We start from the raw sequence: 19335 nt of genomic DNA, 5'->3' as shown, positions 1-19335 counted from the left end.
AGCCTGTGATCATCTGCCCGAGTTGCGACGCGTCGGTGGTGGTGGCCGAGATTCCGCGGCTCAACGAGATCGTCGAGTGCGGGGACTGCCGCAGCGAGCTGGAGGTGGTGGGCGTCGACCCGCCGCTGCTCGCGCTGGCCCCGGAGGTCGAGGAGGACTGGGGCGAGTGAGCGGCCGTGCGGACTCCCCGGTCGTGGTGCTCGCCTCCCGGGTGCGCACCGAGGAGAAGCGGATCATGACGGCGCTGGATCGGCGCGGCGTGCCGTGGACGCACGTGGACACCCGCGCGCTCAGCCACGACACCGGCGTGCCGGCCACCCCGTGGCGGGTGGTCCTCAACCGGGAGATCGGCTACCACCGGGCGGCGCACGCCGCGCTCACCCTGGAGGAGGCCGGCACCAGGGTGCTGAACCCGGCCGCGGCCACCCGGCTGTGCGGGGACAAGTGGCGGACCACGCTGGCCCTGCGCGCCGCCGGGGTGCCGACCCCGCGCGCGGTGCTGGCCCTGAGCCCGCAGGCGGCGCTGCCCGCGCTCGCCGGCCTCGGCTACCCGGCGGTGGTCAAGCCGCTGGTCGGCTCGTGGGGCCGGCTGGTGACCCTCCTGCCGGACGCCGCGACGGCCGCCGCCGTGCTGGAGTACGTGGCCGCGCTGCCCGGACCGCAGTCGCACCTGGTGTACGCGCAGCAGTTCGTGACCGGTCCTGGTCGGGACATCCGCGCGCTGGTGCTCGGCGGACGGGTGCTCGGCGCGAGCCACCGGCTCGGCGCGGGCTGGCGGGCGAACGTGGCGCTGGGCGCGCGCAGCGAGCCCTGCGAGGTGACTGCGGAGCTGGGTGCGCTGGCCCTCGCGGCGGCGGCGGCGGTCGGTGCCGTCCTCGCCGGGGTGGACCTCGTGGAGGACGGCGCCGGCGGGCTGCACGTGCTGGAGGTCAACGACCGGGTGGAGTTCGCCGGCCTCCAGGCGGCGCTCGGCGACCGGGTGGACGTGGCGGCGGAGATCGTCGACTTTCTCGTGGCGGAAGGGGAGTGAGGGTCGTGCGGGTGGCGGTGGTGGGCGGGTCCGGCTACATCGGCGGCGAGCTGCTGCGCCTGTTGCTGGGCCACCGCGAGGTGGACGTGGCGGCGGCGACCTCGACCAGGCTGGCCGGGCGGCGCGTGGACAGCGCGCACCCGAACCTGCGCGGGCGCACCGATCTGACGTTCGTGGCCCCGGCGGACCTGGGCGAGTACGACGCGGTGTTCCTGGCCACCCCGCACACCGCGACGATGGGTCGGATCCGGGACTACCTCGCGGCGGCCAAGATCGTCGTCGACCTGTCCGCCGACTTCCGGCTGCACGACCCGGAGAGCTACCGGCGGTACTACGGCCGGCCGCACACCGAGCTGGGGCTGCTCGGCCGGTTCGTCCCGGGTCTGCCCGAGTTGCACCGCGACCGGTTGCGCACCGCCGACCGGGTGTCCGTGCCCGGCTGCATGGCCACGGCGGCGGTGCTGGCCCTGCACCCCCTGGTGGCCGACGACCTGGTCGCCGGTGAGATCAGGGTGGACGCCCGCGCCGGCTCCAGCGGTTCCGGTGCGGCCGTCGGCCCGGAGAACACGCACGCCGAGCGCAGCGGCGCGCTGCGCGTCTTCGCCCCGCTGCACCACCGGCACGAGGCGGAGATCGGCGAACGGCTGGGCAGACCGGTGCTCATGACCGCGACCGGCGTGGAGGCGGTGCGCGGGGTGCAGGTGCTGTGCTGGACCCGTCTGGCCGACGGCGTCGACGCGCGTGCGATCCGCGCGGCCTACCGGCGGCACTACGCCGCGGAGCCGTTCGTGCGGGTGGTGGCCGAGCACCGAGGCCCGCACCGGCTGCCGGACCCGAAGATCCTCTCCGGGTCCAACTTCTGCGACGTCGGCTTCGTGGTGGACGAGGCCGAGCGCACCGTGCTGGCGGTGGGCGCGCTGGACAACCTGGTCAAGGGCGGAGCGGGCAACGCGGTGCAGTGCCTGAACCTGCGGCTCGGCCTTCCCGAGGACACCGGCCTGGAGTTCCCGGGCCTGCACCCGAACTGAAGCGGAGGTGTGACCGGTGCCTGCCGAGCGGAACGGACCCGTGCTGGACGACGCCTACGCGGCGGCCCTGCTGCGCTCCCTGCTGGAGATCCCCTCGCCCTCCTACGCCGAGGCCGCGCTCGCCGGGCACCTGCTGTCGGTGCTGCGGGAGCTGGGTTTCGCCGCCCGGCTGGACGAGGTGGGCAACGTGATCGGCGAGCTGGACCGGGGCCCCGGCCCGACCGTGATGCTGCTCGGGCACCTGGACACCGTGCCGGGAACCCGGCCGGTGCGGCTGACCGGCGGGCGGCTCTACGGGCGGGGCGCGGTGGACGCCAAGGGCCCGCTGGCCGCGATGGTCTGCGCGGCGGTCCGCGCCACGGCGGCGGCCGGGCGGATCGTGCTGGCCGCCGTGGTGGAGGAGGAGACACCCGGCTCGCGCGGCGCCGTGCAGATCCGCAAGCACCACCCGCCGCCGGACGCGCTGATCGTGGGCGAGCCCAGCGGCTGGTCCGACGTCGTGCTGGGCTACAAGGGCAAGCTCGACCTGCGCTACCGGGTGGAGACCCCGCCGACCCACCCCAGCAACCCCGAACCGAAGGCGGGCGAGCTGGCCGCGCTGGCGTGGACCGTCCTGCTGGAGCTGCTCGGCCCCGAGGCGGGCCACGGCACCTTCGGCCACCCCGGCGCGACCCTGGTGTCCTTCGTCGGCGACCTGACGGCGGCCACCGCCGAGTTCAGCGTTCGCACCCCGCCCGACTTCGACGTCGAGAGGTGCGTGCACGCGCTGCGGGAACGGGTCGGGGCGGGTGAGCTGTCCGTGGTCAACGCGGTGGCGGCCTGCCGGGTGCGGCGCACCGACCCGGTGGTGCGCGCGCTGTCCGCGGCGATCCGCGGCCTGGGAGGACGGGCCGGCGCGAAGGTGAAGACGGCGACCTCGGACATGAACACCCTGGCCGAGGTGTGGGACATCCCGATGGCGACCTACGGGCCCGGCGACAGCCGATTGGACCACCACGACGACGAGCACCTGGAGCTGGCGGAGTTCTTCCGGGGCATCGAGGTGCTGACGGCCGCGGTGACCGACCTGTCCAGGTCCGATGCGGTGTGAGGAGGCGGTCGTGCTGGTGGTGAAGTGCGGTGGCGCGGACGGCATCCGCGCCGACGCGGTGTGCGCGGACGTGGCCGGGCTGGTCTCGGCGGGCACGCCGGTCGTGCTCGTGCACGGCGGGTCGGCGGCCGTCGACCGGCTGGCCGGGCGACTCGGCGTCCCGGCGCGCAGACTCGTCTCGCCCAGCGGGGTGACCACGCGGCACACGGACGCCGCCGCGCTGGAGGTGCTGACGCTGGCGCTGCTGGGCGCGGTGCGCCCCGCGCTGCTGACCGAGCTGGGCAGGCTGGGCGTGGCGGCGGTGGGGCTGTCCGGCGCGGACGCCGGACTGCTGCGGGCCGAACGCAAGAAGGCCACCAGGGCGCGGGTGGACGGCCGCACCGTCGTGGTCCGCGACGACCACAGCGGCCGGATCGTCGAGGTCCGGGCCGGGCTGCTGCGCGCGCTGCTGGCCGAGGGGTACACCCCGGTGGTGTCACCGCCCGGGGTGGCCACCGACGACGGCGGGCTGGTCAACGTGAACGCCGACCGGGTCGCCTCGGCGGTGGCCGTCGCGCTCGGCGCGCGGGCCCTGGTGCTGTTGACCGCCGCGCCCGGCGTGCTGGCCGACCCGGCGGACGAACGCAGCGTGCTGGCGGAGCACCGCGTCGCCGGGTCGGACCCGCCCGCGCACGTGCGGGGCGGGATGGCGGTCAAGCTCATCGCCGCCGCCGAGGCGCTGGCGGGTGGGATCGGCGAGGTCGTGGTGGCCGACGGGCGGGTGGACCGCCCGGTGTCGGCGGCGCTCGCGGGCGGCGGAACGAGGGTCAGCCGTGGCTGAGCTCGATCGTGCGGCTCGCGTAGCTCTGCCCGGCGGGGGAGGGCCAGGCGGCCTGCGTGCGGTCCGGGGCGAGTGCGGGCGCGTCGGCGTCGGAGGGCAGGCCGTTGGTCTGGCTCACCGCGCGCAGCCGGGGCGCGGCGTCACCGCCCCGCACCCGCAGGACCACGTCGAACCCGGCGGCGGGCGGCGCGGTGTAGCCGAAGCCCCAGCCCCAGGGTCCCGTGGTGAACCGCCGGTTGCGTCCGCCGGGCACGGCGCGGCCGTCGACCACCGCCTCCACCAGCTCACCCGAGGGGACGTCGGCGTAGACCGCGACCGCGTACGCGTTGCCCGGCGTGCGCAGGCGCACCCGGTACTCGCGCAGCCCTCCGTCCTGGCGGTCGCCGAGATGTTCCCAGACGGGGGCGGGCACCGAAGCCGCCACCTGTGCCGGCCCGGTGCGCAGGCTCCGGCCGGTCAGGTTGGGCAGTTCGTCCACCGCGGCCGGCGGGGTGGGCAGCAGCGCGGCGAACGCGGGATCGGGCTCGCCCTCGCCGAGCCAGCGGGCCGAGCCGCGGTCGCCGTCGACCGCGTACCCGAGGCTGACCGGCTTGGGCCGCTGCTCGTCGTAGCCCTCGGTGAGCACCCCGGTGGCCACCAGGGCGACGGCCAGCGGCAGCGCGGTCAGCACGACCGGCCGACGCGGTGGCGCGGCCCGCAGCAGCGGCAGCGCTGTGGTGGCCAGCAGCGCGGCGGGTACCAGGACGCCGGCGGCGCCGGCCAGCCCGAGGGCCGGCGTGAGCAGGAGCACCACGGGCAGCAGCACGAGCACGGCGGGCACCGCGCCCAGCGAGGCCGCGGCCGGGCGGCCGGTCAGCGCCACCGCGAGCAGCCCGACCAGCGCCGGCAGGGTGAACAGGTACGCCCCGCCGGGGAGCAGCACCGCGAGGAGCAGCCCGAGCACGGCGTGCACGCCCAGCACGCCGAGCGCGAGGGCCGGTTCGCCCGCTCCGCGCAGCAGTCCGCGCCAGACCAGCAGCAGCGCGGCGGTCAGCACCGCGAGCGCGGCCAGGTGCGGGCCCGGCTGGTACGGGTCGCCCGCCGGCAGCAGTGCGTACTCCGGCCGCAGCACCCCCAGCAGCCACCAGAGCCCGAACGCCGCGGCGCCGGCGGCCAGGACCGGCAGCAGCAGGCTCGCCCCGACCCGCAGCGCCGCCAGGCCGCAGCGCAATCGCAGGCACAGCCCGAGCAGTCCCAGCGCGGTCAGCGCGGCCAGCGGCAGGGTGGACCAGGCCGGGTAGTGCACCACCAGACCCAGGACGCTGAAGTAGTGCGCCGCGCCGGGATCGGCCGCGGCGAGGTCGGCGTCGCCGAGCACGCGTGCGGCAGCCAGTACCGCGTCGCCCATGTCCTGCACGCTGCCCGCGTCCAAGTGCGCGATGTCGTCGGTGGCGGTGTGGTAGTGCGCCGAGCCCCCGATGAACGCGAAGTTGAGCCCACGCACCCCGGCCTCGTCGAACACGGTCAGGTCGCTGTCGTTGGGCAGCAACCGGTAGATGTCGGCCGACACCGACGTGGTCAGCGCGCCCGAGGCCCGCAGTGCGGGCATGAGCCCGCCGGCCGGGCCCGAGGTCTGGAACATCAGCGCCGGGCCGGAAACGCCCCGTGCCTCGAGGTTCAGCACGACGGCGTCGGCCGGGACACCGGAGTCGACGAACGCTCGCGCGCCGAGCAGCCCGGGTTCCTCGGCGTCGGTGAACAGCACGTGCACGTCGTTGCGGAGTCCGGGTCCGGCGCGCAGCGCCCGGACGACCTCCAGCACCGCGGCCACGTTGGCGCCGTCGTCGGCCGCGCCGGGACCGAGCGGGACCGAGTCGTAGTGCGCGACCAGCAGCACCGCGCCGGTGCTCTCCCGGCCGCGCAGCACGGCGTGCAGCGGGGTCACCGAGCCCAGCAGGTGGGTGCGGTCGGCGAAGGTGCGCGCGGCGACCGAGGTGCGCTCGGTGGCGGTCAGGCCCAGGTCGGCCAAAGCCGTGCGCAGGTACTCGCGGGTGCGGGAGGCCGCCGGTGAACCCGTGGGACGAGGAGAGTCGGCGAAGTGCGCCAGATGGGTCGACGCCCGACCCGCGGCGAACTCGGTGTCCCCGGCGGTGGCGTTGGGTCGCGGTGGTCGTTGCGCGAACACCACGACCGCGGCCAGCAGGACCAGGCCGAGCAGGGCGAGGACGCGGAGCCTCATCGGCCCTCCTCCTGGACGGCGGACTCGGCGGCCCGCACGGCTGTGTCGGACACCCGCGGGGCACCGAAGATGACGATCCCGGTGAACAGCGCCGCGCCGAACAGGAACGGCGCGTGCAGCCCGTACCAGGCGGCCAGCAGCCCGGCGAACACGCCGCCCAGCGGGCTGAGCCCCTGCGCCACCAGGCGGTAGGAGCTGTTCACCCGGCCGAACAGCTCGGTGGGCACCAGCAGTTGCCGGATGGACATGCTGGCCACGTTGCCGATGGACACGCCCGCGCCGACCAGCAGCAGGCTGCCCGCCGCCACCAGCGGCGCGCTGGTGAGCCCGGCGACCAGGAACGGCACGGGCGCGAGCGCCAGCGAGACCTGGATGGTGCGGCCCAGGCCCAGGCGGGAGGTCAGCAGCGGTGCCACCACCAGCCCCCCGACCCCGCCGACGGCCACGACCACCATCAGCAGGCCGTAGCCGGTCTGGCTGACACCGAGGACCTCCAACGCGTACAGCACAGCGATACCCAGCACGCCGGTCACGGCGAAGTTGCTCAACGCGAACAACACGCACAGGGTGCGCAGCAGCCGGTGCGCCAGCAGCCACCGCATCCCGGCGCGGATGTCGCGCAGCAGCGAGCGGACGGTGACGCGTCCGGCGGGTGCGCCGCCCGAGGTGGGCGGTCGGATGCCGAGCAGCAGCACCGCCGCCAGCGCGAAGCTGACCGTGTCCACGGTGAACGGCAGCACCGGCCCCAGTCCGAACAGGACCGCGCCCACGGCCATTCCGGCGAGGTCGCTGGTGACGAAGTGCCCGCCCTGCAACAGGCTGTTGGCCGGCGCGAGGCGGTCCTTCGCCACGAGTTCGGGTACCAGTGCGGCGGACGCGTTCATGGCCAGGGTCTCCGCCGAGGTCATGAGGAACGTGGTGGCCGCCAGCACCGCGACCGGTGTGGCGTCCGCGCCGATCAGCAGGGTGAAGGCGGCCATCAGCACCGCCTGGAACACCGAGACGCGCCACAGCAGCCGTCTCCGGTCCAGCCGATCGGTCAGCGCGCCGGTGAACGGGCCGACGAGCACCCACGGCAGGGTGCCCGCCACGGTGACCAGCGCGATGAGCAGCGGGTCGCGGGTGACCGTCGTGGCCAGCAGCGGCAGGGCCACCACGCGCACGCCGTCACCGATGCCGGAGACGATCGACGATGACCACAGCAGCCAGAAGTCCTTCGGATACGAAACGGCGCTCACCATGACGCCCTCCCCAACCGCCGGGCGGAGCCGGCTCGACGTGATGTCCTGCCCCGATCAGAAAGTAGGGCGTTTCGCATGACTTGGCTAGGTGCGAACGGCGCCGGATCCCCACCCACGACCGGGTCGAGTCCACAACGGACAGAAGTCGGCGCGGTGTCCGGAGTGATCTCTTTGACCTGCTTGGACAAGCTGGAGGCGGACAGCATCCGGATCATCCGCGAGGCGGTCGCCGAATCGGAGCGCCCGGTGCTGCTGTACTCCATCGGCAAGGACAGCTCGGTGCTCCTGCACTTGGCGCGCAAGGCGTTCCACCCGGCCGAACCGCCGTTCCCGCTGCTCCACGTGGACACCACGTGGAAGTTCCGGGAGATGATCTCCTTCCGCGACCGGACCGCCGCCGAACTCGGCCTGGACCTGGTGGTGCACCGCAACCCGGATTGCGTGGCACGTGGCATCAACCCGTTCACCCACGGTTCGGCCGCGCACACCGACCTGTGGAAGACCGAAGGGCTCAAACAGGCGTTGGACGAGCACGGTTTCGACCTCGCGTTCGGCGGCGCACGCCGGGACGAGGAGCGGTCCAGGGCGAAGGAACGGGTGTTCTCCCTGCGCTCCCCGGGGCACGGCTGGGACCCGCGCCGCCAGCGGCCGGAGCTGTGGCGGCTGTACAACGCCCGCCGCGCGCCGGGTGAGACCGTTCGGGTGTTCCCGCTGTCCGACTGGACCGAGCTGGATGTGTGGCTGTACGTCCAGCGGGAGCAGATCCCGATCGTGCCGCTGTACCTGGCCGCGCCGCGACCGGTGGTCCGCCGCAACGGGATGCTGATCATGGTGGACGACGAGCGGATGCCGTTGGAACCGGGCGAAGTGCCCGAGCTTCTCGACGTCCGCTTCCGCACCCTGGGCTGCTACCCGCTGACCGGTGCGGTGGAGAGCACCGCGACCACGCCGGCCGAGGTGGTGCGGGAGGTGGCCCTGGCCACGACCTCCGAGCGGCAGGGGCGGCTGATCGACCACGACTCGGCCGGGTCGATGGAGCGCAAGAAGCAGGAGGGGTACTTCTGATGGCGGGCGACGGGCGACTCGCGGCAGACGACCCGCCGCACCAGCTGACCGACAAGGACCTGCTGCGGTTCATCACCTGTGGCAGCGTGGACGACGGCAAGAGCACCCTCATCGGCAGGCTGCTCCACGAGGCGAGGCTGGTGCTGGACGACCAGTTCGCCGTGCTGGTGGCGGAGTCCGCCCGGCGGGGGATGCCCGCGTCCACCCCGGACTTCTCCCTGCTGGTGGACGGGCTCGCCGCCGAACGGGAGCAGGGCATCACCATCGACGTGGCCCACCGCTACTTCGCCACGGCCACTCGGCGGTTCGTGGTGGGCGACTCGCCCGGACACGAGCAGTACACCCGGAACATGGTCACCGCCGCCTCCACGGCGGACGCCGCCGTGGTCCTGGTCGACGCCGCCGGCGGAGTGCGCCCGCAGACCCGCAGGCACCTGTACCTGGTGTCGCTGCTGGGCATCCGGCACGTACTGGTGGTGGTCAACAAGCTGGACCTGCTGGGCTACTCCGTCGAGGCGTTCGAGCACGTGGAGCGGGAGATGGCCGCACTGGCGCGCGCGGCCGGCCTGCCCCCGGTGCACTGCCTGCCCGCGTCCGCGCTGCACGGCGACAACATCGTGCGGCCCAGCTCCAGGACGCCCTGGTACCGGGGCCCCTCGCTGCTGCGGTGGCTGGAGTCGGTGCCGGTCGGCGACGACCGCGCGCGTGGCGGCCCGGCGCGGCTGCCGGTGCAGGTGGTCCTGCGGCGGGAAGGGGGTTTCCGGGGTTACGCGGGCCCGGTGGTCGGCGGCGAACTGCGCCCGGGGGACGAGGTCGTGGTGCTGCCCGGCGGTGCCCGGGGCACGGTGGACCGCATCGTCACCTACGACGGCGACCGGGAGTCGGCCGTGGCCGGGCAGTCGGTCGCGGTCACCCTCGTCGAGGACGTCGACGTCGGCCGCGGCGACCTGCTGTGCGCGGCCGACCGGCCCGCCACCGTGGCCGACCGGATCGAGGCCGACCTGGTGTGGCTGGACCGGCGGGAGCTGCACGTCGGCCGGGGCTACCTGCTCAAGCTCGGTACCGGGCTGGTCGGTGCCGTCGTGTCGGGCGTGGTCGGCAGGCTGGAGGTCGGCACCCTCGCCGAGGTGCCGGCGACCTCGTTGGGGCTCAACGAGATCGCGCGCTGCGAGCTGGTCTTCGACCGGCCGCTCGCCTTCGACCTCTACCAGGACAACCGGGACACCGGCGCCTTCCTGCTCATCGACCGGGTGGACGGCGCGACGCTGGGGGCGGGCATGGTCCGGGGCGTACTCGGCCGGAGCAGGCACCTGTACTGGCAGCAGGTGACCGTGGACCGGGAGCAGCGGGCCGCGGGCAAGGGCCACCGGCCGTCGGTGGTGTGGCTGACCGGGCTGTCCGGCGCGGGCAAGACCACGATCGCCGACCTGCTGGAGCGGCGGTTGCACAGCCTGGGCGTGCACACCTACCTGCTCGACGGCGACAACGTCCGGCACGGGCTCAACCGCGACCTCGGTTTCAGCGCCGCCGACCGGGTGGAGAACATCCGCCGGGTGGCCGAGGTCGCCCGGCTGATGGCCGACGCCGGCCTGGTCGTGATCGTGGCGCTCATCTCGCCGTTCCGGGCCGAGCGCGCCACGGCCAAGGGACTGGTGCCCGAGGGCGATTTCCACGAGGTGTTCGTGGACGCGCCGCTCGCGGTGGCGGAGGCGCGCGACCCCAAGGGCCTCTACGCCAAGGCGCGGCGGGGCGAGCTGCCCGGGTTCACCGGTGTCGACTCGCCCTACGAACCGCCGGAGCACCCGGACCTCCGGGTGGACACCTCGACCTGCACGCCGGAGGCGGCGGTCCGGGCCGTGCTCGGCCTGCTCCACCGGAGGGGGGTGCTGCGGGCGACCGAGAAATAACTTCGAGCGGTCGCAGTTGTATTGCTACCGGATTGTGCGCACTGCTACCGTCGGGAGACGCGGCGAGTTGGATGTGTATTCACCACGCACTGGGAGGTCCAGGCTCGTGCCGACTTATTTTCGTGCGTACGAAATAGCGCAGCTCCAGTCCTACTCCGGTTTCCCGGCGGCCGAAATCGCGGCGTCGGCGGTGGACTCGCTGGTGTTCCTGGACGAGGCCGCGGTGGTTCGAGCGGCCCCGCTTCCTGACGCATCTGTGCTTTTCAGCGACAGTTCGCCGGAGTGGGCGGAGTTCTGCCGCGATCGGCTGGGCTTCGTCGTCCCGGATTGGGCCGCGGAATCGGCCGAGGTCGCCGCGGCGGTGCGGGCGGGTCGCGCATGAACGGGCACACGATCACCCGGGAAGACTATTCGATCGACGCTCTGGTCGAAATCGTCCGGGAACGGCCGGAGCTGCGTTTGGCCGATGACGTGGTGGCCGACATCGCGGCCGGCCGGAAATTCGTCGACGAGCTGAGCAGGCGGGGCGAACACGTCTACGGCGTGAACACCGGTTTCGGATCGCTGTGCGAAACGCGGATCGACTCGGCCGAGGTCGAGGAGTTGCAGCGCAACCACGTCCTCTCGCACGCCTGCGGTGTGGGCGAGCCGGTGCCGGAGGCGGTCTCCCGCCTGGTGCTGCTGATCAAGCTGCTGACCCTGCGCAGCGGTCGCACCGGGATCTCGCCCGGCACGGTGGAGGCCCTGATCGCGCTGTGGAACGCCGGGGTCATCCCGGCGATCCCGGCCCGGGGCACGGTCGGCGCGAGCGGCGACCTCGCCCCGCTGGCGCACCTGTCGCTGCCGCTGCTGGGGCTCGGCCAAGTGCACTGGGAAGGGCGGCTGACCCCGGCCGCCGAGGCGCTGGCGGACGCCGGGCTCGCGCCGATCAGGTTGCAGGCCAAGGACGGACTGGCGCTGACCAACGGCGTGCAGTACATCAACGCGCTGGCCGCCGAGGCGGTGCACCGGGCCACGCTGCTGACCCGCTGCGCGGACGTCGTGGCCGCGGTGAGCACCCAGGCGTTCAGCTGCTCCGACAACTTCTACCACCCGCTCTACCACAGCACCTCGCGCAACCGGCACCGCCACGACGTGGTCCGCAACCTCGGACTCCTGCTGGCGGGCGGCAACCACGCGGCCCTGCCGACGTGCAACCGGTCCCGGCAGGACCCCTACTCCTTCCGCTGCCTGCCCCAGGTGCACGCCGCAGCCCGCCAGGTCGTGGACTTCGCCGCGACGGTGGTGACCGAGGAGTGCAACGGGGTTTCGGACAACCCGCTGTTCTTCGCGGAGGAGAACCTCGTGCTGATGGGTGGCAACCTGCACGGCCAGTCCACCGCGACCACGCTGGACTGCCTCGCGATCTCGCTGGCCGACCTCTCGGCGATCTCCGAGCGCCGTTCGTACCAGCTGCTGTCCGGGCAGCGCGGGCTGCCGGACTTCCTCACCCGCAACGCCGGGCTGCACTCCGGTTTCATGGTCGCGCAGTACTCGGCGGCGGCGTTGGTCAACGAGAACAAGACCCTCGCCTCCCCGGCCAGCGTGGACACCATTCCCACCTGCCAGTTGCAGGAGGACCACGTCAGCATGGGCGGCACCGCCGCGCTGAAGCTGCGCCAGGTGCTGGACAACGTCGAGCACGTGCTGGCCATCGAGCTGATGCTGGCGGTGCAGGCCACCGAGCTGAACGCGGACCTGCGCGTATCGCCGGCGACCGCGCGGGTCGTGCAGGACTTCCGGGAGGTGGTGCCCGCGTTGCGGGAGGACCGCGTGCTCAGCGACGACATGGCGAACGCCCGGCGCTTCCTGCTGGACAACGGTCCGCTGTGGACCGAAGACCTGGGACTGTCCTGATGCGTCCCGAGCCCGCGCCCGAACGGGCACCGCTGACCTACCCGCAACTGGGCATCTGGCGCACCGAGCAGCTCGCGGGTGGGGCCGCGCTGCACAACGAGACCGGCGCGCTGCGGCTGTCGGGGCCGCTGGACGTGGCGGCGATCGAGGCCGCGCTGGCGGAAGTCGTGGCGGGGCACCAGGTGATGCGCTGCGCGATCGAGGACGGCGACCCCGAGCCGGGCCTGGTGTTCCACCCGGCCGTGACGGTGCCCGTGCGGGTCCTCCAGGTGCCGGCCGGAACAGATCCGGCGCGGTTGCTCGGTCGGCTGGCCGCGCTTCCGCTCGACCTCGGCCGTGCTCCTCTGCTGCGGGCGCACCTGGTCCGCCTGACCGCGCGGGAGCACGTCCTCCTGGTGGTCGCGCACCACATCATCGCCGACGCCTGGTCGCTCGGCGGGTTCCTGGACGAACTCGGCGCGCGCTACACCGCGCGGCTCACCGGGGCGGCGGCGCCGCGTCTGGCCGGCGGTCCGGACTTCGGCGCGCACGCCCGCGCGGAGCGGGCGGCCGGCGACGACCCGGCGCAGGTGGCGTACTGGCGCGACCGACTGGCCGGCGACCCGCCCGTGACCACCTTGCCGCCGGACCGGCCGCACCCGGCGCGCACCGACCACGCGGGGGCGGTGCACGAGTTCACCCTGCCGGCGCCGCTGGTGGCCGCGACGGGCGCGCTGGCCCGGCGGGAACGCGTCAGCACGGCGGCCACCGTGCTGGCCGCGTTCACGGCGCTGGTCCACCGGTACACCGGACAGCGGGACGTGGTGGTCGGCCTGACCGCCGCCACGCGCGGCAGGCCGGGTTTGGCCGGGGTGTTCGGCCCGTTGCTCAACCTGTTGCCCTGCCGCACCGGAGTGGACCCGGACGCCCCGTTCCGGTCGCTGCTGGCGGCCACCCGGGACACCGTCAAGGGAGCGCTGCGGCACAAGGAACTTCCCTTCGCCCGGATGGTCGAGCTGTTCGGTGGCGGCACGGCCGGCGATCGCGCCCCGCTGTTCCGGCTGCTGGTGTCCATCCACAACGGACGGTCCGGGCAGCTCACGCTGCCGCTGGTCGCCGCGGAGCGGGTGCCGGTGCACAGCGGCACGGCCAAGTACGACCTCACCCTGATCCTGCAACCGCTGCCCGACGGCGCGCTGCGAGGTCTGCTGGAGTACCGCGCCTCGACGTACACCGCCGCGACCGCCGTGCGCTTCGCCGAAGGGCTCTCCGTGCTGCTCGCCGCGGCGGTCGAGGACCCGGACCTGCCGGTGGGTGACCTGCCGGTGCTGGGCTCGGCGGACCGCGAGCGGCTGCTGGTCGGGTTCAACGATCCCGGCGCTCACGTGAGCCCGTCGTGGACCTTGTCGGACGTGGTGCGCCGCAACGCCGAGCGATCGCCGGAGCGGATCGCGGTCCGCTGTGCCGGCACCGCGCTGGACTACCGGGAACTCGACCGGGCGGCGGACGTGATCGCGGGTGCGCTCGCCGTGCGGCCGGGCGACCGGGTCGCGATCGCGGTGTCCCGCCGGGCCGAGGTGGTGCCGCTGCTGCTGGGCGTCTGGCGAGCGGGCGCGGTCGCCGTGCCGATGGGCGCCGAACTGCCCGCGGCACGCGCCGAAGCCGTCGTCGCCGACAGCGGTGCCGCGCTGGTCGTCACCGACGCCGACCTGCCCGTGCTCATGGCCGGCCCGCGGGTGGCGTGCGACCGCGTCGACCCGTCCGCGCCCGCCTACCTGCTCTACACGTCGGGCTCCACCGGGCGGCCCAAGGGTGTCACCGTGCCGCACCGCGCGCTGGCCAACCTGCTGAGCGCGCTGGTGGCGGAACCGGGCTTGGCGTCCTCGGACACCGTGCTGTCGGTGACCGCGTTGTCCTTCGACATGTCCATGGTGGAGCTGTGCGCGCCGCTGGTCGTGGGTGCGACGGTGGAGATCGTGCCGGACTCGGCGACCCGCGACGGCGCGGCGTTGGCGGACGTGCTGGCCGCGAGCGGCGCGACCGTGCTCCAGGCCACTCCGTCGACCTGGCGGCTGCTGCTGGACAGCGGCTGGGCGGGCGACCCGCGCCTGCGCGCGTTCGCCGGCGGGGAAGCGCTGGAACCGCGCCTGGTCGAGGAACTGCTCGCCCGCACCGCCGAGCTGTGGAACCTGTACGGTCCCACCGAGGTCACCGTGTACGCCACCGGGGAACGGGTGCTGCCGGGAGAGCCGATCACCATCGGCCGCCCGCTGGCAGGCGCCTACTGCCACGTGCTGGACCAGCGGGGCAGGCCCGTGCCGCTCGGCGCGATCGGCGAGCTGGTCGTGGGCGGCCCCGGCGTCGCCCTCGGCTACTGGCGGGCACCGGCGCTCACGGCCGGTTCCTTCGTGGACGATCCGGTGCGGCCGGGGGAGGGGCGGACCGTCTACCGCACCGGCGACCTGGCCGGGTACCTGCCCGACGGGCGGATCGTGCTGCACGGCAGGCTCGACCACCAGGTCAAGATCCGCGGCCACCGGGTCGAGCCGGGTGAGGTGGAGGCGGCGCTCACCACCCTGCCGGGGGTGCGGCAGGCCGTGGTCCAGGCGGACGGGGACCCGGTGCGGTTGGTCGCGTTCCTGGTGCTCGACCCGGAGGTCGGGTTCGACCCCGGCGAGCTGCGCGCCGCGCTGCGGACCCGGCTGCCCGAGGTGATGGTGCCCTCGGCGGTGGCCGTGCTGCCCGAGATCCCGCTGACCTCCGGTGGCAAGCTCGACCGGATCGCCCTGCGCGCCCTGGCGGGCAGTGCCGTCGCGCCGGCCCCGGGCGGACGTGCCCCCGCCACCCGGACCGAGCACGTGCTCGCGACCCTGTGCGCCGAGGTGCTGGGCCTGCCGGAGGGCTCGGTCGGGGTCACCGACGACTTCTTCGACCTCGGGGGCAGCTCGCTCACCGTCTCCCGGTTCGTCGCCCGGGTCCGGCACGCCTTGGACGTGCCCCTCCAGCTGTCCGAGTTCGTCGGCGCGCCGACGCTCGCCGACCTGGCCCGGCTGGTCGACGCCCGGCAGGCGGAGACGTCGCCGCGCCGTCCGGCCGCCCTGGCCCGGCCGCCGGGCACACCGAGCGACCAGCAGCGGCAGCTGTGGCTGATGGACCGGCTGCACCCGGGCAGCGCCGTCTACCACCTGCCTGCCTCGGTCCGGCTGCGCGGCGAACTGGACGTCGCCGCGTTGGCGCTCGCCGTGCGTGACCTGCTGATCCGCCACCCGGTGCTGCGCAGCACGTCCGCGGTCACCGGCGACGGCCTGGAAGTGCGCGTCGGTCCGGTGCCGGACACCCGGCTGCCGGTCGTCGACCTCGCGGGCCTCCCACCCGAGCGGGCCGAGGGGGTCGCCGCCGCGCTGACCGCGCACGAGATCCGCCGCCCGTTCGACCTGTCCCGGTCGCCGCTGCTGCGCGCACTGCTCATCCGGCTGTCCGCGGCAGAGCACGTGCTGGTGGTGACCGCGCACCACACGGCGTTGGACGGCTGGTCGGTGCCGATAGCGCTGGCGGACCTCGCCGCCTGCTACCGGCACCGCACCGGGATGGCCGGACCGCCGCCGGACCCCGGCCCCGGCTACGCCGAGCACACCACCGACGGCGACGACACGGCCCACTGGCGGGAGGTGCTGCGCGGCCATCCGGGTGTGCTCGACCTGCCCACCGACCGCCCCCGGCCGCCGGTGCGCGACCTGGCGGGCGCGAACCTGCCGGTGGTGCTGGCGGCGGATCGGGTGCGCGCCTTCGCCGCCGAGTCGGGCGCGACCCCGTTCACGGTGCTGCTGGCCGCCTACGCCGCCCTGCTCGGCCGGTACGCGGGCAGCGAGGACGTCGTGGTGGGTGTGCCGGTGGCCAACCGGGAGGACCCGGCCTTCGACCGGGCCGTCGGCTGCTTCACCACCACGCTCCCACTCCGCGTCGACCTGTCCGGCGATCCCTCGCTCGCCGAGTTGACCGGACGGGTGCGCGCCACCCTGCTCGCCGGGCTCGACCACCCGCGGGCCGCGCTGGACCTGCTGGGCGCGGAACTCGACCTGTCCCGTGATCCGAGCAGACCGCCGCTGGTGCAAGCCGCGTTCGTGTACCAGGAACGCCCGTTCCCGCCGCTGCTGCTCACCGGGCGGGCGGCCGAGGTGCGCGCGTTGACCACCGGCACCGCCAAGTACGAGCTGGGCCTGACCCTCGTCGACGAGGGGGACCGGTTCGCCGGTGACCTGGAGTACCCCACCGGGCTGTTCGACGAGTCCACGGCGGTCCGGTTCGCCGAACAGCTCGCCGTGCTGCTGGCCGAGAGCACCACCGCACCCGACCGCCCGCTGTCCGCTGCCCGTCTGTCCGACGTGGACCCGGCCCCGATCGAACCGGCGGGTGCGGACCGCGCCCGGTACCCGACCCCGGTCGCCGAGCTGTTCCGGCGGCAGGCCCTGGCCCGCCCGGACGCGGTCGCGCTGCGGCACGCCGGGGAGGTCCTGACCTACGGCGAGCTCGCGGCTTGGGCGCACGGCGTGGCGGGGGCGGTACGCGCCACCCGGAGCGCGGCCGGCGGGATCGTGGCGGTGCTGCTGCCCGTCGGGGCGGCGCAGGTGGCCGCCGCGCTCGGCGTCCTGGCGGCGGGTCACCCGTTCCTGGTGCTCGACACCGACGACGAGTCCCCGAGGACGGCCGGGCTGCTCGCGGACGCCGAACCGGTCTGCGTGGTGACCACCGCCCGGCTCGCCGAGGCGCGGTCGGCGGTGCTCGCCGGGCTGCCCGTGGCGGACCCGGGCGCGCCGGAGCCCGGGGCGCCCGCGCCCGCGGACCCGTGGCCCGGCCGCGGCGAGGACCCGCTGTGCCTGGTGTACACGTCGGGGTCCACCGGCGTGCCGAAGGGCGTGCTGCTGTCCAACGCCACCTTCGCCCAGTTCGCGAACTGGCAGGCCGGCTGCGTCGAGGTGGGCCCCGACAGCCGGATCGCCCAGTGGGCCCCGTTCACCTACGACGCGGCCTACACCGAGGTCTTCCTCGCGCTGCTGCGCGGCGCCACGCTCTGCCTGCCGCCGCGGGCCGCGCGCCGGGACCCGGTGGCCATGACCGCCTGGCTGCACGCCGAGCGCATCACCCACTTCGAGACCGTGCCCTCGTTCTTCGCGTTGGTGACCGAGGTCTTCGACGGCGGGGCGGGTGTGCCGCCGGAGCTGGCGCACGTCCAACTCTCGGGCGAGGTGCTGCCGGAAGCGCTGGCCCGCCGCTGGCGCGGGCCGCTGCCGCCGCTGGTGCACAACCAGTACGGGCCGACCGAGTGCGTGCTCGCCACCCACCACCGCCTCACCGCGACCGACACCGCCGGGCCGGTGCCCATCGGCACGGCCATCGCCGGCCGGGAGGTCCTGGTGCTGGACGACCGGCTGCGGTCCTGCCCGGACGGGGTCCCGGGCCGGCTGTACGTGCGCTCGGACCACCTGGCGGGCGCCTACCACCGCAGGCGTGCCGACACAGCGGCGGCCTACGTCCCGGACCCGTGGCGGCCCGGCGGCACCCTCTACCACACCGGCGACCTCGGCCGCCGCCGTGACGGCGTCCTGGAGTTCCTCGGGCGCTCCGACCTCCAGCTCAAGATCCGGGGCAACCGCGTCGAGCCCGCGGGGGTCGAGGCGCTGCTGGCCGACCACCCCGACGTGCGGGAGGCGGTGGTGACCGCCCACGACGGCGGCGGCCCCGCCCCGGTGCTGGTCGGCTACGTGGTCCCCGCCTCCGGGCGCACACCGGACCCGGCCGCGCTGCGGGCGCACCTGGCCGCACGGTTGCCCTCGCCGAGCGTGCCCGACGTCGTGCTGGTGCTGGACGACCTGCCCCGCACCCGCTCGAACAAGGTCGACTACCGGAACCTGCCCGCGCCCGGCGCGCGCCCGGTCGGTGGCCAGGCCGAACGGCCGAGGACGGGCGCGGAGGAGGTCGTGGCCCGGGCGTGGCGGGACGTGCTCGGCCTGGACCGGGTCGGCCGCGACACCAACTTCTTCGACGCGGGCGGCAACTCCCTGCTCGCCGCCCGGCTGCAACTGCTGCTCATCGAACGGCTGGGCAGGCCGGTGCGACTGGTGGACGTGTTCGCGCACCCCACCATCGCCGAGCTGACCGCCCGCGTCCTGGCCACCGGTCCGCGGGCGCCCGAGCAGGACGGCGCCCGAGCCGACCGGCGCCGGGCGGCCCTGCGGTCGCTCTCCCGCGCCCGCGGGGGCGTGCGCCGAACCGACGACGATGGAGAGGTCCACAGTGGACGTTGACCGAGTACTCGCCGAACTGGACACCGAGTTCGGCTCGGACGGGCTGGAGCGCATCGAGGAGTGCCTGCGCATCCTCGTCGGCGAGCGGGCTCCGACGTACCTGCACGACGAGCAGGAGCCGACCCGGCTGTTCTTCCCCGGTATCAGCGCCCTGCCCTGGCACGACACGGCGGGACTGGGGTGGGTGCGCGCGGTCGAGGCCGACTTCCCGCTGATCCGGGAGGAGTTCTCCGCCCTGCGCCAGGAGGACGTGCCGTTCGCGCCCTACGAGGACGCCTACACCAAGGAACTGGGCTGGCGCGGCTGGGACACCTTCTCCCTGTACCGCAACGGGGTGGTCGACCCCGAGGCGGCCAACCGCTGCCCGAACACCCTGGCCGCGCTGGACAAGACCCCGCACGGGCCGAGGGACGGCATGTTCACCGTCCTCAACCCCGGCGTGCACATCACCCCGCACACCGGCGGGGTCAACCTGCTGCTGACCTGCCACCTCGCCCTGGTGGTGCCGCCCGACTGCCACATCACCGTCGCCGACGACCGCCGCACCTGGACCGAGGGCCGCTGCCTGCTGTTCGACGACAGCTTCATCCACGAGGCCCGCAACGAGGGGACCGAACAGCGCTGCGTGCTGCTCTGGGACGTCTGGCACCCGGACCTGAGCGAGAAGGAGGTCCGCGTGCTGGACCACCTCATGCCGCGCTTCCAGCAGTACCTGGTCGCCGTCTGAACCCGAACCGGGTCCACCCGAGAACGCTCTGG

13 protein-coding genes are annotated in these 19335 nt (G+C 74.4%); 11 read left to right on the top strand and 2 right to left on the bottom strand.

All coding sequences use genetic code 11. The features are described from left to right. The first annotated feature begins 5 nt into the window (after positions 1-5). The 5 genes from lysW to BN6_RS27315 are packed head-to-tail and all read left to right on the top strand — an operon-like array spanning position 6 to position 3968. Entirely contained in the window at positions 6-170 is a 165-nt protein-coding gene (gene lysW, locus BN6_RS27335; RefSeq protein WP_015103043.1) for a lysine biosynthesis protein LysW, read from the top strand. After that, positions 167-1030 carry a RimK family alpha-L-glutamate ligase gene (locus BN6_RS27330; RefSeq protein WP_015103042.1) on the top strand — a complete coding sequence of 288 codons (864 nt, stop codon included), beginning with the start codon at positions 167-169 and terminating at the stop codon, positions 1028-1030. Before lysW ends, BN6_RS27330 begins: the two co-directional genes overlap by 4 nt. Further along, entirely contained in the window at positions 1027-2058 is a 1032-nt protein-coding gene (gene argC, locus BN6_RS27325; protein ID WP_015103041.1) for an N-acetyl-gamma-glutamyl-phosphate reductase, read from the top strand. The genes BN6_RS27330 and argC overlap by 4 nt, the downstream gene beginning before the upstream one ends. 16 nt (positions 2059-2074) lie before the next feature. Continuing rightward, positions 2075-3148, top strand: coding sequence for a M20/M25/M40 family metallo-hydrolase (locus BN6_RS27320; RefSeq protein ID WP_015103040.1), 1074 nt, complete (start codon positions 2075-2077; stop codon positions 3146-3148). Positions 3149-3158: 10 nt separating this feature from the next. Then, complete coding sequence (locus BN6_RS27315) at positions 3159-3968, top strand: [LysW]-aminoadipate kinase (protein ID WP_231904759.1); 810 nt, start codon at positions 3159-3161, stop codon at positions 3966-3968. Here BN6_RS27315 and BN6_RS27310 read toward each other — a convergent pair. Then, entirely contained in the window at positions 3955-6186 is a 2232-nt protein-coding gene (locus BN6_RS27310) for a M20/M25/M40 family metallo-hydrolase (protein WP_015103038.1), read from the bottom strand. The two genes, BN6_RS27315 and BN6_RS27310, sit on opposite strands and share 14 nt — an antisense overlap. Beyond that, positions 6183-7427 carry an MFS transporter gene (locus BN6_RS27305; RefSeq protein WP_015103037.1) on the bottom strand — a complete coding sequence of 415 codons (1245 nt, stop codon included), beginning with the start codon at positions 7425-7427 and terminating at the stop codon, positions 6183-6185. The genes BN6_RS27310 and BN6_RS27305 overlap by 4 nt, the downstream gene beginning before the upstream one ends. Positions 7428-7502: 75 nt before the next feature. Between BN6_RS27305 and cysD the strand changes: the two genes are divergently transcribed. From cysD to BN6_RS27275, 6 genes are all read left to right on the top strand, one after another. Beyond that, complete coding sequence (gene cysD, locus BN6_RS27300) at positions 7503-8492, top strand: sulfate adenylyltransferase subunit CysD (protein ID WP_015103036.1); 990 nt, start codon at positions 7503-7505, stop codon at positions 8490-8492. Then, a complete protein-coding gene (gene cysC / locus BN6_RS27295; protein ID WP_015103035.1) occupies positions 8492-10399 on the top strand; it encodes an adenylyl-sulfate kinase in 1908 nt (635 codons plus the stop codon). Before cysD ends, cysC begins: the two co-directional genes overlap by 1 nt. Before the next feature lie 202 nt (positions 10400-10601). Further along, positions 10602-10781 carry a hypothetical protein gene (locus tag BN6_RS27290; RefSeq protein ID WP_148303034.1) on the top strand — a complete coding sequence of 60 codons (180 nt, stop codon included), beginning with the start codon at positions 10602-10604 and terminating at the stop codon, positions 10779-10781. Next, positions 10778-12295 carry a histidine ammonia-lyase gene (hutH, locus tag BN6_RS27285; RefSeq protein ID WP_015103033.1) on the top strand — a complete coding sequence of 506 codons (1518 nt, stop codon included), beginning with the start codon at positions 10778-10780 and terminating at the stop codon, positions 12293-12295. Before BN6_RS27290 ends, hutH begins: the two co-directional genes overlap by 4 nt. After that, positions 12295-18576, top strand: coding sequence for a non-ribosomal peptide synthetase (locus BN6_RS27280; RefSeq protein ID WP_015103032.1), 6282 nt, complete (start codon positions 12295-12297; stop codon positions 18574-18576). Before hutH ends, BN6_RS27280 begins: the two co-directional genes overlap by 1 nt. Continuing rightward, a complete protein-coding gene (locus tag BN6_RS27275; RefSeq protein WP_015103031.1) occupies positions 18566-19303 on the top strand; it encodes an aspartyl/asparaginyl beta-hydroxylase domain-containing protein in 738 nt (245 codons plus the stop codon). The genes BN6_RS27280 and BN6_RS27275 overlap by 11 nt, the downstream gene beginning before the upstream one ends. Positions 19304-19335 lie beyond the last annotated feature (32 nt).

The sequence above is a fragment of the Saccharothrix espanaensis DSM 44229 genome (genome assembly GCF_000328705.1).
Taxonomy (GTDB): Bacteria; Actinomycetota; Actinomycetes; order Mycobacteriales; family Pseudonocardiaceae; genus Actinosynnema; species Actinosynnema espanaense.
This window is presented reverse-complemented; position numbering and strand designations above follow the sequence as displayed.

Bases quoted from the DNA above. Each gene is read 5' to 3' on its own strand.
- BN6_RS27310 (WP_015103038.1), bottom strand. From the start codon at position 6,186: ATGAGGCTCCGCGTCCTCGCCCTGCTCGGCCTGGTCCTGCTGGCCGCG.
- BN6_RS27305 (WP_015103037.1), bottom strand. From the start codon at position 7,427: ATGGTGAGCGCCGTTTCGTATCCGAAGGACTTCTGGCTGCTGTGGTCA.
- cysD (WP_015103036.1), top strand. From the start codon at position 7,503: ATGACTTGGCTAGGTGCGAACGGCGCCGGATCCCCACCCACGACCGGG.
- cysC (WP_015103035.1), top strand. From the start codon at position 8,492: ATGGCGGGCGACGGGCGACTCGCGGCAGACGACCCGCCGCACCAGCTG.
- hutH (WP_015103033.1), top strand. From the start codon at position 10,778: ATGAACGGGCACACGATCACCCGGGAAGACTATTCGATCGACGCTCTG.
- BN6_RS27280 (WP_015103032.1), top strand. From the start codon at position 12,295: ATGCGTCCCGAGCCCGCGCCCGAACGGGCACCGCTGACCTACCCGCAA.